Origin of the sequence: Haemophilus sp. CCUG 60358 (assembly GCF_001679485.1) — a bacterium.
Classification (GTDB): domain Bacteria; phylum Pseudomonadota; class Gammaproteobacteria; order Enterobacterales; family Pasteurellaceae; genus Haemophilus_D.
In genome coordinates, this window is sequence record NZ_LZOZ01000014.1 from 374,015 (window position 1) to 387,519 (window position 13,505).

Annotated in this window: 15 protein-coding genes; 8 read left to right on the forward strand and 7 right to left on the reverse strand. The window is 39.3% G+C overall.

All coding sequences use genetic code 11. From position 1 onward, the window contains the following. The first annotated feature begins 172 nt into the window (after positions 1-172). The 4 genes from gshAB (at position 173) to A9500_RS06900 (ending at position 4,903) form a co-directional block, all read left to right on the forward strand. Positions 173-2,446, forward strand: coding sequence for a bifunctional glutamate--cysteine ligase GshA/glutathione synthetase GshB (gene gshAB, locus A9500_RS06885; RefSeq protein WP_065244358.1), 2,274 nt, complete (start codon positions 173-175; stop codon positions 2,444-2,446). 98 nt (positions 2,447-2,544) lie between these two features. Then, positions 2,545-3,633, forward strand: a complete 1,089-nt coding sequence (locus A9500_RS06890) for a PhoH family protein (protein WP_065244359.1) — start codon at positions 2,545-2,547, stop codon at positions 3,631-3,633. Between the two features lies 1 nt (position 3,634). Further along, positions 3,635-4,099 carry an rRNA maturation RNase YbeY gene (gene ybeY / locus A9500_RS06895; RefSeq protein ID WP_065244360.1) on the forward strand — a complete coding sequence of 155 codons (465 nt, stop codon included), beginning with the start codon at positions 3,635-3,637 and terminating at the stop codon, positions 4,097-4,099. 18 nt (positions 4,100-4,117) lie between these two features. Continuing rightward, positions 4,118-4,903, forward strand: coding sequence for a Cof-type HAD-IIB family hydrolase (locus A9500_RS06900; RefSeq protein WP_065244361.1), 786 nt, complete (start codon positions 4,118-4,120; stop codon positions 4,901-4,903). Positions 4,904-4,943: 40 nt separating this feature from the next. Here the strand turns inward: A9500_RS06900 and hisC are convergent, their stop codons facing one another. Further along, positions 4,944-6,047, reverse strand: a complete 1,104-nt coding sequence (gene hisC, locus A9500_RS06905; RefSeq protein WP_065244362.1) for a histidinol-phosphate transaminase — start codon at positions 6,045-6,047, stop codon at positions 4,944-4,946. A 64-nt stretch (positions 6,048-6,111) separates the two neighbouring features. After that, positions 6,112-7,194: a 3-phosphoserine/phosphohydroxythreonine transaminase gene (serC, locus tag A9500_RS06910; protein ID WP_065244363.1), complete on the reverse strand. Its 1,083-nt coding sequence runs from the start codon at positions 7,192-7,194 to the stop codon at positions 6,112-6,114. Between the two features lie 178 nt (positions 7,195-7,372). On the opposite strand from serC, the gene A9500_RS06915 reads away from it, so the two are divergent. Then, positions 7,373-7,726 carry a DUF496 family protein gene (locus tag A9500_RS06915; protein WP_054417992.1) on the forward strand — a complete coding sequence of 118 codons (354 nt, stop codon included), beginning with the start codon at positions 7,373-7,375 and terminating at the stop codon, positions 7,724-7,726. 76 nt (positions 7,727-7,802) lie between these two features. On the opposite strand, the gene A9500_RS06920 is transcribed toward A9500_RS06915, so the two are convergent. Then, positions 7,803-8,300 (reverse strand): YbhB/YbcL family Raf kinase inhibitor-like protein, encoded by a 498-nt coding sequence (locus A9500_RS06920; protein ID WP_065244364.1) that lies wholly within the window; start codon positions 8,298-8,300, stop codon positions 7,803-7,805. A 10-nt stretch (positions 8,301-8,310) separates the two neighbouring features. Next, entirely contained in the window at positions 8,311-9,303 is a 993-nt protein-coding gene (gene rsmC, locus A9500_RS06925) for a 16S rRNA (guanine(1207)-N(2))-methyltransferase RsmC (RefSeq protein WP_065244365.1), read from the reverse strand. Between the two features lie 87 nt (positions 9,304-9,390). Between rsmC and A9500_RS06930 the strand changes: the two genes are divergently transcribed. Genes A9500_RS06930 through rimI form a run of 3 tightly spaced genes read left to right on the forward strand, consistent with a single transcriptional unit; the run spans position 9,391 to position 10,835 of the window. Further along, positions 9,391-9,981: a hypothetical protein gene (locus A9500_RS06930; protein ID WP_065244366.1), complete on the forward strand. Its 591-nt coding sequence runs from the start codon at positions 9,391-9,393 to the stop codon at positions 9,979-9,981. 3 nt (positions 9,982-9,984) lie between these two features. Continuing rightward, entirely contained in the window at positions 9,985-10,389 is a 405-nt protein-coding gene (locus tag A9500_RS06935; protein WP_065244367.1) for a DNA polymerase III subunit psi, read from the forward strand. Positions 10,390-10,394: 5 nt separating this feature from the next. Continuing rightward, on the forward strand, positions 10,395-10,835 hold the full coding sequence (gene rimI, locus A9500_RS06940; RefSeq protein ID WP_065244404.1) for a ribosomal protein S18-alanine N-acetyltransferase: 441 nt from the start codon (positions 10,395-10,397) through the stop codon (positions 10,833-10,835). Positions 10,836-10,890: 55 nt separating this feature from the next. Here the strand turns inward: rimI and fdhE are convergent, their stop codons facing one another. From fdhE to fdxH, 3 genes are read right to left on the reverse strand one after another with little or no spacing between them, the layout of a single operon-like run. Continuing rightward, on the reverse strand, positions 10,891-11,799 hold the full coding sequence (fdhE, locus tag A9500_RS06945; protein ID WP_065244368.1) for a formate dehydrogenase accessory protein FdhE: 909 nt from the start codon (positions 11,797-11,799) through the stop codon (positions 10,891-10,893). Positions 11,800-11,859: 60 nt separating this feature from the next. Next, a complete protein-coding gene (locus A9500_RS06950; RefSeq protein WP_054417982.1) occupies positions 11,860-12,576 on the reverse strand; it encodes a formate dehydrogenase subunit gamma in 717 nt (238 codons plus the stop codon). Beyond that, entirely contained in the window at positions 12,569-13,504 is a 936-nt protein-coding gene (gene fdxH / locus A9500_RS06955) for a formate dehydrogenase subunit beta (RefSeq protein WP_054417980.1), read from the reverse strand. Before fdxH ends, A9500_RS06950 begins: the two co-directional genes overlap by 8 nt. Position 13,505 lies beyond the last annotated feature (1 nt).

The following is a 13,505-nucleotide window of genomic DNA, read 5'->3' on the forward strand; positions in this document are numbered from 1 at the left end:
TTTTCTGAAAATAAAATTCGTCCCATTCTAATATATTTAAAAGAGATAATGCAAATAATTCTCAGATGTTTTTCTCTTATATCAAAATTTCATATCCCATTCTATTTTTTTACTTCGTCCTATGTTGATTTTTCTCCATAATGTCTAGTAGAAATTTCTAATAAGGACGGATATGAATATTCAGCAAATCATTAAACAACATCATTTAGAGCTCTTATTCCAGCAAGGGTCATTTGGGATTGAAAAGGAAAGTCAACGGGTATATGCAGATGGTTCAATTGTGACGTCACCGCATCCTAAAGCTTTTGGTAATCGTCGTTTCCACCCTTATATTCAAACTGATTTTGCAGAAAGTCAGTTGGAATTGGTGACTCCCCCTATGAAAAAATTAGAGGATACATTACGTTGGCTTTCAGCCATTCATGAAGTGACTTTGCGAACTTTACCGGAGGATGAATTTATTTTTCCTTTTAGTATGCCTGCAGGGTTACCACCAGAAGAACACATTAAGGTTGCACAATTAGATAATCAGGAAGATGTGGCTTATCGGGAGCATTTAGTCCAGTCTTACGGTAAATATAAGCAAATGGTCAGTGGTATTCATTACAATTTTCAAATTGACCCTAAGTTTATTGATGCTTTATTTCATGCACAAAATGAAACACAAAGTGCGGTTGATTTTCAAAATGATTTTTACCTAAAAATAGCCAAAAACTTCTTACGCTATCAATGGATTCTGCTTTATCTGTTTTCTGCGACACCGACGGTAGAGGAAAAATATTTCAGAGGTCATTCACCACTTAAATCGCATCAATATGTTCGCAGTTTACGTTCAGGGAAATATGGTTATGTGAATGATCCGAAGATCCACGTTTCTTATGACAGTTTGCAAGAGTATGTTGAGACGTTAGAACACTGGGTGAAATCGGGTGATTTGATTGCGGAAAAAGAGTTTTACTCAAGCGTACGTTTGCGTGGCGCTAAAAAAGCGCGCGATTTACTTGAAAAAGGAATTCAATATTTAGAATTTCGTTTGTTTGATCTCAATCCGTTTGCACCTTATGGAATGGAACTTGCAGATGCGAAATTCATTCATTATTTTATTTTGTTAATGGCATGGCTTGACGATACCGCTGATCAAGAGGGCATAAAATTAGGTAAAGCACGTCTTGCTGAAGTGGCATGGGAAGACCCAAGACAGCAAAGTGCTTATGCGGTAGAAGGGGAATTAGTCCTCCTTGAAATGTTCAAAATGCTTGAGCAACTCAATGTGAGTGATGAGATTAAAACGATTGTTAAAGACAAATTAGGACAATTTGCGGAACCAAGCCAAACGCTTTGTGCCAAAGTGGTTGCGGCAATTGAACAGGTCGGCAGTTACCAACAATTAGGGGCCGATATTGCGCAATCTAATAAAGCAAAAGCCTTTGAACGTTTTTATGCATTAACTGCGTTTGATAATATGGAACTGTCCACACAAGCGTTATTGTTTGATGCAATCCAAAAAGGGCTAAAGATTGAGATTTTAGATGAACGCGATCAATTTATCAGTCTTCAATTTGGCGACCATTTGGAATATGTGAAAAACGGTAATATGACTTCTCACGATAGCTATATTTCCCCACTCATCATGGAAAATAAAGTGGTGACGAAGAAAGTGTTAGCGAAAGCCGGATTTAATGTACCACAAAGCATCGAGTTTACCGATGTGAAAAGTGCGGTCGAAAATTTCCCACTTTTTGAGAATCGAGCTGTCGTGATTAAGCCAAAATCAACGAATTTTGGTTTAGGGATCAGTATTTTCCAACAAGGTGTAACGGATCGAGATGATTTTGCAAAAGCAGTAGAAATTGCTTTCCGTGAAGATAAAGAGATCATGGTTGAAGATTATCTACTTGGCACTGAATATCGCTTCTTTGTGCTAGGGGATCAAACGTTAGCCGTCTTATTACGTGTTCCAGCAAATGTAATTGGAGATGGTGTACATACTGTTGCTGAATTAGTTGCCGCTAAAAATGATCATCCTTTACGGGGCGATGGCAGTCGTACACCATTGAAAAAAATAGCATTGGGGGATATTGAGCAGTTGCAGCTTAAGGAGCAAGGATTAACCGTGAATTCTATTCCTGCAAAAGATCAACTTGTTCAATTACGTGCGAATTCTAATATTAGTACAGGCGGTGATTCTATTGATATGACGGATGAAATGCATGCCAGTTACAAAGAAATTGCGGTAGGGATTAGCAAGGCAATGGGGGCGGCAGTTTGTGGTGTAGATTTAATTATTCCTGATTTGAAACAGCCGGCAGAACCGAGTTTACATTCGTGGGGTGTGATTGAGGCAAACTTTAATCCTATGATGATGATGCATATTTTCCCATTTAGTGGACAATCTCGACGATTGACAATGAATGTGATTAAGATGCTTTTCCCTGAATTACCTTAATTTAGTTATCGGGCTTCATCAGTTGGTGAAGCCCGTTTTACATTCATCGTAATTAGGCTAAAATGGAAACAGTATTCACAATTCTAAAATGAAATTTAATGACAACTTTTACCTTAGAACCTCAAGAAAATGATCGTCTGCAATCCCTTTGTGGGGCATTTGATGAAAATATCAAACTGATTGAAAAAGAATTTAACCTCAATATTTCCCGCAATAATTTCACTTTCACGGTGAAATCTAACGATGAAAGTCCGAAACCACATCATGAGCAATTAGTTGAGCGTGCAGCTAGATTAATCCAAGCATTATATGTGGAGACAGCGCCAATTAAGGGGAAAGTGAAAGAACTTGATTTGGAAGATGTGCATATTGCCTTGCAAGAGAGCAGAATGTTATCGCAAGAGGGCAGTGAGTCACGCAGTGAAAATCACGTCTATAGCACCACAATTAAAACCAAGCGAGGTTTGATTAAACCGCGTGGTGAAAATCAAATTCAGTATTTACATAATATTCTTACGCACGATATTAGTTTTGGGATTGGCCCCGCTGGCACAGGGAAAACCTTTTTAGCCGTAGCGGCTGCTGTTGAGGCATTAGAGCGCCAAGAAATTCGTCGCATTTTGCTGACTCGTCCTGCGGTGGAAGCGGGCGAAAAATTAGGTTTCTTGCCGGGTGATTTAGGCCAAAAAATTGAACCTTATTTACGACCACTTTATGATGCGTTATTTGAAATGCTTGGCTTTGAACGTGTACAAAAATTAATGGAGCGTAATGTGATTGAAATCGCGCCATTGGCTTATATGCGTGGTCGCACACTCAATGACAGCTTTATTATTCTAGATGAAAGCCAAAATACAACAGTTGAACAAATGAAAATGTTTTTGACTCGTATTGGTTTTAATTCCAAAGCCGTGATTACAGGGGATGTGACTCAAATCGATTTACCGCGCAGCACAAAATCGGGTTTACGCCACGCCATGGAAGTATTAAGCAAAGTGTCGGAATTGAGCTTTAACTACTTTGAGAGTAAAGATATTGTACGACATCCTGTGGTGGCAAAAGTGGTGCAGGCTTACGAAGAATGGGAAGCTCAAGATGAAATTCGTCGCCAAGAAATCGCAGCGCAGCGTCGAGCTGAACGTGAGCAAAAAGTGCGGTCAGAAAATGAAACGAATTTAGGAGAATAACATGGGCAATATGATTATCGATTTGCAACTGGCCTGTGAAAATACAGAAGGCTTGCCATCAGAAGCGCAAATTCTGCAATGGGCAACCGCTGCAGTTCAACCAGAAAGTGATAATGTTGAAATGACAGTACGTATTGTGGATGAAGCGGAAAGTCATGACTTGAATTTGACTTATCGTGGTAAAGATCGTCCAACCAATGTATTGTCTTTCCCTTTTGAATGTCCTGATGAAGTGGAATTACCGCTGTTGGGCGATTTAGTGATTTGTCGTCAAGTGGTGGAGCGTGAAGCTATCGAGCAAGAAAAGCCTTTAATGGCACATTGGGCGCATATGATTGTGCATGGCAGCTTACATTTGTTGGGGTACGATCACATTGAAGATAATGAAGCCGAAGAAATGGAAAGTTTAGAAACTGAAATTATGCAGGGTTTGGGCTTTGCCGATCCTTACCTTTCCGAAAAATAATGACGATTTGGAGCAATTATGTATAAAGCCGTATTCAGCGATTTTGATGGTACCTTATTAACGTCGGATCATCGAATTTTGCCTAAAACCTTAGATGCAATTCAACGCATTACAAAACAAGGTATTCCATTTACACCAATCTCTGCTCGTTCGCCGCTTGGTATTTGGCCTTATGCAAAACTCATTGAAAATTACAATATCATTGTGGCATTCAGTGGTGCCTTGATTTTAGATAAAAACGCCACGCCTATTTATTCAGTACAAATTGATCCCGCTGATATCCAAGCCATTAACCAAGTATTAGCAGATCATCCTGCGTTAGGTGTCAATTATTATACCTATGATGATTGCGTCGCTCGCGATTTGGATAATAAATGGGTGATTTATGAACGTAGCGTGACAGGCATTCAAATTGATCCTTATGATGAAAGTGCGGTCTATTCTCCGCATAAAATTCAAATCATTGGTGAAACGGATGAAGTGATTGCTATTGAGCAAATCTTGAAAGAGAAATTCCCACATTTAAGCATTTGCCGTTCTCATGCGAATTTCCTTGAGGTGATGCATAAATCTGCGACAAAAGGTAACGCAGTACGTTTTCTTGAAGATTATTTTCATGTGAAGATGGAAGAATGTGTTGCTTTCGGTGATAATTTTAACGATTTAGATATGCTAGAAAGTGTGGGATTAGGCGTTGCAATGGGCAATGCACCGGATGAAATTAAACAAGCTGCTAATCGCGTCACCGCTTCGCATAATGATGATGGGATTGCATTGATATTGAATGAGATTTTTCCTGAATAAATAAAAGGGCGCTTTCTAGTTAAAAGAAAGCGCCTTATTTTTATTTTCCTAAATTCAGCACTTTAACGAGTGCAGTAAAAAATTTGTCATTTTCTTGTGGTAAGCCAATACTGATACGTAAGTGATTTGGCATGCCATAGCCTGCAATTGGGCGTACAATCACGCCTTCACGCAATAATGCATCATAAATTGGTGCGGCAGGCTGTTTAAAATCAATGGTAATAAAGTTACCTTTAGATGGAATAAAGTCTAAACCATATTGTTGGCAGAAGGCCTCATAACGTTTCATTTCTTGGTGGTTGTTCTCAGCCACTTTTTCGACAAAGGCATCATCGTTCATCACTGCAATTGCACTAGTCAAAGCAAGACTATTACAGTTAAACGGTTGACGAACACGGTTTAATAAGTCTGCGATTTCAGGATTAGAGACTGCGTAACCAATGCGTAAACCCGCAAGTCCATAAGCTTTTGATAGGGAGCGAGAAACAATAAGGTTTGGGTATTTTTCCAGTAATGCAAAAGAATTAACGCGTTCGCTTGGATGAGTAAATTCAGTATACGCTTCATCTAGTACCACAATCACTTTTTCAGGCACTTTGGCTAAGAAGTCATCTAATTCTGCTTCCGTTAAGAAATTCCCCGTTGGATTGTTTGGATTGGCAATAAAAATTAGCTTGGTTTTATCTGAAAGTGCGGTCAAAAATCCGTTTAAATCATGTCCCCAATTCTTAGCGGGAATTTCTTTTGCGACAGCATTAATAGCTTTCGTCACTAAAGGGTAAACAATAAAAGCATATTGTGAATAAATCACTTCATCGTGTTCACCCGCAAAGGTGTGGGCAAAGAGTTCTAATAAATCGTTCGAACCATTACCAAGGGTGATTTGGTTAGGTTGCACACCAAATTTTTTTGCAATAGCCGCTTTAAGTTCAAAACCATTCGCATCAGGATAGCGAGTTAGATGATCAAGTTGGGCTTGAATGGCTTTTTTCGCACTTTCAGGAAAACCGAAAGGGTTTTCATTTGAGGCCAGTTTAACGATATCAGTAATGCCTAATTCTCGTTCAAGTTCTTCGATTGGCTTTCCGGCTTGGTAAGGTGAAAGAGATTTCACGCCTTGATTGGCGACGTTGATGTATTGCATATGCTTTCCTTATAAAGACGAGCGGGCCTTTCAGCCCGCACGTTGAGTTTAATAAATCAGATAATTAGCTATTTTCAGCTTCAAATTTTTTCATGAATTCAATGAGCGCTTGTACCCCTTCTAATGGCATCGCGTTATAGATAGAGGCGCGCATACCACCTAACACTTTGTGGCCTTTTAAGGCTTGAAGACCTGCAGCTGTCGATTCTGCAACAAACTTAGCATCAAGTTCAGGATTGCCTGTTACAAATGTGACATTCATGGTTGAACGGTTTTCTTTAGCTACCACGTTACGATAGAGCTTGCTGCTATCAATGTAGTCATAAAGGGTTTGTGCTTTCACGGCGTTACGTTTTGCAATTTCTTTTAAGCCGCCAATTGCTTGAATGTGTTTGAAGACCAATGAACAGAGATACCAAGCAAATGTTGGTGGAGTATTGATCATGGAGTCTGCATCACGTTGTGTAGCGTAATTCCAAATTGATGGTGTCGCTTGGCGAGCATGGCCAATTAAATCATCGCGAATAATCACAAGTGTAATCCCTGCTGGGCCAAGATTTTTTTGTGCACCAGCGTAAATGACACCAAATTTGCTAATATCAATTTCGCGAGAGAGCACATTAGATGACATATCTGCTACAAGTACCGCATTGCCCACATTCGGTACATCAAAAATTTCAACACCGCTAATCGTTTCATTTGGACAATAGTGAACATAATCGTATTGTTCCGCAATGTCACTGAAATCAAGGTTGGTAATGCGTGTGTGATCACCATTTTCTACAATGGTAATTTCATCAATTTCAGCAAAGTTACGCGCTTCTTTCGCTGCAGTTGCAGACCAGTGACCGCTATTTAAGTAAAGTGCTTTGCCTTTCTCACCGATTAAGTTCATTGGCAAGGCTGCAAATTGACCACGAGCGCCACCTTGTAGGAATAATACACGATAGTTATCTGGAATGTGATATACCTCGCGCAGATCTTTTTCTGCTTGGGTAATCAATTCCATAAAATATTTGCCACGGTGGCTGACTTCCATTACCGATACACCTTGACCAAGCCAGTTGGTTAACTCAGCTTGTGCTTTTTGTAGGACCTCAGGAAAAATCATGGCTGGACCCGCGCTAAAATTAAAGACTTTTGACATTGTGTTTCCTTATTTTATTTTGAATGGATTCTTCATTTTTACCACTACCGAATAGGATAATCAACTAAATCAAACAGTTTTTTGATCTAATCTATCAATTTAAATTTAAGCTTTTGACGGGGACGAAAAAAAAGGCTACAGTACTCGAAGCTTGTTTTTAACTTTGAGAGAGTAGATCATGAGAAATGTAAGTAAATCCTTCCAAGAAGTATTAGAGTATGTGCGTTTGTATCGTTTGAAAAATAAACTTAAACGTGACATTGAAGACAACAACCGCAAAATTCGTGATAACCAAAAACGTGTCTTATTGTTAGATAACTTAAATCAATATATTCGTGATGATATGAGCATTGAAGATGTTCGTGCGATTATCGAAAATATGCGTGATGATTATGAAGGCCGTGTGGATGAGTACAACATTCGCAATGCGGAACTTTCTACTTTACGCCGTGAAACGAGCAATAAGATGAAAGAACAGAAAAAAGCGCACGCGAAATTAGTGAAAGACTCATCAAATAAAATCACATTATAAACCCTCAAAATAAATGACCGCACTTTATCGAAGTGCGGTCATTTTTTATGGTATTTTTAGAATGAGCTATAAATGATTAAACATCATAGGTGCCCATTACCACTGCTTGCTCTAGAATATGCCCTTGCATTGCAAAATGTAGATCATTAAAACGGAATCCCGGTTTGAGGTTTAGTTTGGTATCAAGTGCATACACAATAAGCTCGTAACGATGTAAGCAGTTTGGTGGGGCCATACCACCATAGAATGAGGCTTCTTCGATATCAAATTGACCTAATTTACTTGCCCAAGTATTTGCACCTTGTACATAATCTGTTGCAGTTTGACTTTCATTTTCGTGGATAACGGTACGTTCAAGATCCGCAATGAGCCAATGAATCCACACAAAGCCACTCGCCGTAATTGCGTCTTTATCTTCTAAGACAACCGCAAAGGATTTGGTACCTTGAGGTGCATCATGAATTTCAAACGGGATAGAGTAGAGCGGCATACCATTTGGGCTAAATTGTGTGCCGCGTTTACCATATTTGTCTTCAAAGGCACCATTTTGAATGGCTGAACTGGTTACAAACATTGTTTTCTCCTTAATTTCTCACGGAATACACTTTAAATTTGGTGGTTTGAGCAAGTACGTCAAACTTACTGAAATGTTGTGCTAATAAATCGGGATAGGGAAGAAATGCATTAGCAACGATACGCAGTTCTCCGCCTGTCGTTAAATGCCATTTAGCTTGTTGAATAAGTTCTTTCACCGCACGATAAGCCGTATCGACTCCATCGTGGAAAGGCGGATTTGAAATAATTAGATCAAATTTCCCTTCAATATGGGAAAACACATCGCTTGCGATAACCTGACCTTCAAGCTGATTTTCAGCAAGTGTTTGGCGAGCGGATTGAATTGCCATTGCATGAATATCAGTCATTGTGACATCCGCTTTAGGGTGATGTTTTTTGATCATTGAACCAATAACACCCGCACCGCAACCAACGTCTAACACTTTGCCTTGAATTGGTGATGTTAAGGTAGAAAGTAGAAGTGACGTGCCACTATCAAGTTCATTGGCACTGAATACACCCGGCAAACTGAAAATACGGAGATCGCCTAATACATCATTTTGGTAGCATTTCCAATAAGATTGAAGATCAAAGTGCGGTTGTTTTTGTAAGGCAAAATGATATAAGCCGCAACGACGTGCAGAGTCGATTTTGCCAATTTCACCATAAGGTTCAAGTAGTTTTTCAGCTGAACGGATGCCACAACGATTTTCACCAATAATTAACACTTCTTGACCAATTTTACTTTTGGCGAGTAGTTGCATCAGCTGAAAATTCACTTCTTGTTTATTCTTCGTCCAATAATAAATGATCAAATCGGCTTGCGGCTGAAATTCAACCTCAAAATTGACCGCACGTTGGGTTTTGGCATAATCAAAATACCAACTCCAAACCTGCACAGATTGGCAATGTTTTTGCAATATTTGAGGAAAATCATCATTAATGCCGCCGGCAAGAAGAATTGATTTACCGCTAAAAAGGGGAAGATGGCGTTGTAAAACTTCGCTTTCGAGAGAAATCACGCTTTAAATCCTGTGGTTTATTGGTTAAAATTACGTGTTATTCTAACAAAAGAAAACGATTTAAACGTATTTATTAAGGAATTATTTATGAAAAAAATCATCACCGCAGTCGCAATGGCAAGTTTATTGTCTGGCTGTCAATTAATCGAACAACTTCAAGGTAGCAAACAAAAAACTTCAACCTTACCAACAAGCTCAAAAGTTGAATTACCTGCTGCGCAAGTGCAAAGCTTAGATGCACAGTTTGAACGCCTTAAAAAAGGTAACCAAGAAATTACATTCAACGGTGAAAAATTCTATAAACAAACGAAAGCCTTTGATAAATCAGAAGATTCGCGTTTCTTAAGTGGGGCATCTAGTGTAGATCGTAGTAACCGTAAATTTATCACCAGTGAAACCTATTATTTAAAAGATGTTTCATACATTCCTGAACTGACAACAAAATATCTTGATGCAACTAAAAAAGTATGCGATTTAAAAGTAATGGGTAATGGTTCTGATGCTTATTATGCTTGTGATGGTAAAGATTTCCAACGTCTTGTTGTCGTGGTACATCAAGCAAAAAACATTCTTTCTTTCCGTAGCTTAAAAGCGTATCAAGAAAAACCAACAGATGCGCAAGAAAAAGCGATTGTTAAAGGTTTAAGAGATTATCCGTTAGATACTATCGCTCGTTAATCTATGGATAGACGCAATCTTCTTTTACATGAAATGGGGATAACCCGTTGGCAGCTCTATCGCCCAGAAGTATTGCAAGGAGCGGTTGGTGTGAGTGTTTCTGAACAAGTGAAATTTATTGTGGTGACTAATGATAATTTCTCGAGTTCACCGCTTTTTGCAGATATTCGACTTGCGCTAGAGCTCAAAAAAGAAGGTTGCCTTTGCCTGAATTTCGATCAAATCCAACATATCACGTTACAACATTCTGTACGGTATTGGTTATTAGCTGAAAATACTGATGAAATCGACCGCACTTTACCTTATTGCTTAAATGCAGAGCGTGTTTATCGCTCTGTTGATTGGCAACAATTCCAGCAAGATAGCCAAGCTAAACGTGAGCTTTGGCAACAAATCCAACAAATTTAATCATGATGCCTTCTCTTTTTCCTATTGAAGAATGCGATATGGATCGCTTATATGAAATTGAACAAGCAGCACATCTTGTGCCTTGGTCATTGGGGACATTGAAAAATAATGTCGGCGAGCGTTATCTCAATTTGAAATTAGTGGAAAAGGAGCAAGTGCTGGGTTTTGCTATTTGCCAAATGGTATTAGATGAAGCGACATTATTTAATATTGCGATTGATCCAGCTCAACAAGGAAAGGGATGCGGTTCGTTTTTATTGCAAGGTTTAATGAATAAGCTTAAAGAGAAAGGTATTCAAACGCTTTGGCTTGAAGTGCGTGAATCGAATCCTGCTCGATTCCTTTATGAAAAGTTGGGATTTAATGAGGTTGATATTCGTAAGAATTATTATCCCAAACCAGATGGTGGACGAGAAAATGCTGTCGTGATGGCATGTTATCTCTAGAATGAAAAAATGCGGTCAATTTTGACCGCACTTTGTTTATCTGAAAAATAAGACATTACACTTCTTCAGCAGGGAAGACAAATGGATTTAATCCACTGCGTGCGAAGCCTTTTTCTTCCATTTCAATATCTAAGAAAATTGATGCTAAATCATCTGCTACCGCTTCAACATTCGGATCTTTTTCTTGGAACATGATTTTTAAATAGCTTTGGCAATCGCCACAGGTTTCAGCACGAACAAGAGCAAGCTCTTCATTTAATGACCACATTTCAAGATTTTTGTGTTCATTGCAGTTTGTGCATTGTGCGCGCACTAAATTCCACTCACTTTCACAGAGATTGCAGTGCAAATAGCGTAAACCTTGTGAAGTACCGATATGGACAACACTTGATACGGGTGCAGAACCACAAACAGGACAGTAATGTAGATTGTCAGTTCCTTCTTGGCGACTGTTATGAGGAATTTGTTGAGCCAGTTGTAGCCAATAAAGAGAAAGCGCAGCCCAAATAAAGACAGCTTTATCAGTGCTCACCAAATTAAACTCTTGGCTTAAAAGATGGCTAGCCATTTCTTCAAGTTCTTTATCAGAGGCTTTTTCAAGATTCTCAATCGTAGCAAGAACCTGTTCATTTGCTTTTGGTTTAATGCTATGTAAAATTTCTTTGAGATATTCAATCCAAATGCTTGAGCGTTTAAATGTTTTAGTATTTAACGGTTCAAGTTCATCTAAATTATCGAAATGCTGTTTTTCTAATGGATTTTTTTCAAATACGTTTAATTGGCTTTCCACAACATCTGCAGCAAAGAGTAAATAATCAGCCAATGGATGATCTTTCGCTAATTCTCTTAAACGTTTTGCACGACGTTGATAAAGATTTTTAGGGTTAGCAAACAAAACAGGCGGAATATCGTATGAATTCGTTTTTTGTTTGATTTCGTCTGCAGATAAGATTTTGATACTCATAATTGTCTCTTAAGTATTTATAAGAAAAAGTGCGGTCAATTTTAACCGCACTTTTTGATTTTAGCCATTGATACCTTTGAACAATGCTTTGGTTTTTACTTTTTTACCTTCAGCTTCGTTTTTAAGGTCTTCTTCTAGCTTAGGAAGTACTTCCTCACGATACCATTTCGGGTGGTGTTTTTTCGCCCAGCGAACGGTTACCCAACCTTCCACGATACCACGAATGGAGCCTTTTACCCAGAATGCCATGTACATGTGTACCAAGATACCGGTGAACAACATGAATGCACTTAAAGAGTGAAGTAAAATCGCAAAACGTAATACCGGAATAGAGAAGTAGTGCGAGAAAAATTGACGCCACATAATGATGCCGGTTACAAGCAAGGTAACCATCGCCAAGTTCAATGTCCAGAATAACATTTTTTGACCAAGGTTATACTTACCGTTATAAGCAACAGCGTGTTCATTTCCTTTTAATACTTCAAGCATGCCTTTTAACCAGCGGATATCGTTTTTCTCTGGAATGTTGTGATCCCAGTAAAGATAGCCAAGGAAAATAAAGGCAACAAACATAATGATACCGGTGAACGGGTGAATTGCTCGCGCCAATTGCGGGGTACCTAAAATCTCAGTTAACCACGCAAAATCTGGGAAGAAGAATGCTACACCAGTGAACATCGTCATAAAGAAGCAGATTACGAGTAGCCAGTGGCTAAAACGAGCAGGCGTTCTATGACGAATGATTCGAGTATCATTGCTAATCTCAATCTTACTCATCTTTGCCCCCTTTTCTATCTTCTTCTTCAAATTTTTCGTGATGATCTTCTACATCTTCTTCCACGTTTGGACCTACAGCTAAGTAGTGACCAATTTCAGCAAGTGCTAAACCACCCATTGCCACAGCGGCTACCGGTTTCAAGATATCTTTCCACACAGTGACGGTGAGGTCAATTTGTGGATCTTTAGGAAGACCGGAATAAAGCTCTGGTTTATCAGCATGATGTAATACATACATTACGTGTGTACCACCTACGCCTTCAGGGTCATAGATGCCCGCGTTTTCGTAACCACGTGATTTTAAGTCAGCAACACGTTGTTCTGCGTAGAGTTTCATTTCTTCTTTAGAACCAAAACGAATTGCACCGGTTGGACATGTTTTCACGCAAGCCGGTTCTTGGCCTACAGAAACACGATCCACACAAAGGGTACATTTGTACACGCGGTTGTCGTCTGGGTTCATACGTGGAATGTTGAACGGACAACCTGCGATACAGTAACCACAACCGATACATTTATCAGATTGGAAATCCACGATACCGTTCGCATACTGGATGATTGCACCAGGTGCAGGACAAGCTTTTAAACAGCCTGGTTCTGAACAGTGCATACAACCATCTTTACGGATTAACCATTCTAAACGATCATTTTCTTCTACTTCGTTAAAGCGCATTACCGTCCATGCTTTTGCGTTGAGATCTACTGGGTTATCGTAGATCCCCACACATTTTGCATTGACGTCAGAGCGGATATCATTCCACTCTGAACAGCCCACCTGACAGGCTTTACAACCGATACAGGTGGATACGTCGATTAATTTTGCTACTTCAACTTTATGATCTCGCGCTTGAGGTGCCGGCGTAAAACCAGACGTAGCGGAGACCTTGATAATGTCTTGCGATTGAACGCCTTGACCATTTCCTGCCATA

What these genes read in the sequence shown, in the direction of transcription:
- rimI (WP_065244404.1), top strand. Translation starts at nt 10,395, where the DNA reads ATGCCTTCTCTTTTTCCTATTGAAGAATGCGATATGGATCGCTTATAT.
- A9500_RS06930 (WP_065244366.1), top strand. Translation starts at nt 9,391, where the DNA reads ATGAAAAAAATCATCACCGCAGTCGCAATGGCAAGTTTATTGTCTGGC.
- A9500_RS06950 (WP_054417982.1), bottom strand. Translation starts at nt 12,576, where the DNA reads ATGAGTAAGATTGAGATTAGCAATGATACTCGAATCATTCGTCATAGA.
- fdhE (WP_065244368.1), bottom strand. Translation starts at nt 11,799, where the DNA reads ATGAGTATCAAAATCTTATCTGCAGACGAAATCAAACAAAAAACGAAT.
- A9500_RS06915 (WP_054417992.1), top strand. Translation starts at nt 7,373, where the DNA reads ATGAGAAATGTAAGTAAATCCTTCCAAGAAGTATTAGAGTATGTGCGT.
- hisC (WP_065244362.1), bottom strand. Translation starts at nt 6,047, where the DNA reads ATGCAATACATCAACGTCGCCAATCAAGGCGTGAAATCTCTTTCACCT.
- A9500_RS06935 (WP_065244367.1), top strand. Translation starts at nt 9,985, where the DNA reads ATGGATAGACGCAATCTTCTTTTACATGAAATGGGGATAACCCGTTGG.
- serC (WP_065244363.1), bottom strand. Translation starts at nt 7,194, where the DNA reads ATGTCAAAAGTCTTTAATTTTAGCGCGGGTCCAGCCATGATTTTTCCT.
- gshAB (WP_065244358.1), top strand. Translation starts at nt 173, where the DNA reads ATGAATATTCAGCAAATCATTAAACAACATCATTTAGAGCTCTTATTC.
- A9500_RS06900 (WP_065244361.1), top strand. Translation starts at nt 4,118, where the DNA reads ATGTATAAAGCCGTATTCAGCGATTTTGATGGTACCTTATTAACGTCG.
- fdxH (WP_054417980.1), bottom strand. Translation starts at nt 13,504, where the DNA reads ATGGCAGGAAATGGTCAAGGCGTTCAATCGCAAGACATTATCAAGGTC.
- A9500_RS06890 (WP_065244359.1), top strand. Translation starts at nt 2,545, where the DNA reads ATGACAACTTTTACCTTAGAACCTCAAGAAAATGATCGTCTGCAATCC.
- A9500_RS06920 (WP_065244364.1), bottom strand. Translation starts at nt 8,300, where the DNA reads ATGTTTGTAACCAGTTCAGCCATTCAAAATGGTGCCTTTGAAGACAAA.
- ybeY (WP_065244360.1), top strand. Translation starts at nt 3,635, where the DNA reads ATGGGCAATATGATTATCGATTTGCAACTGGCCTGTGAAAATACAGAA.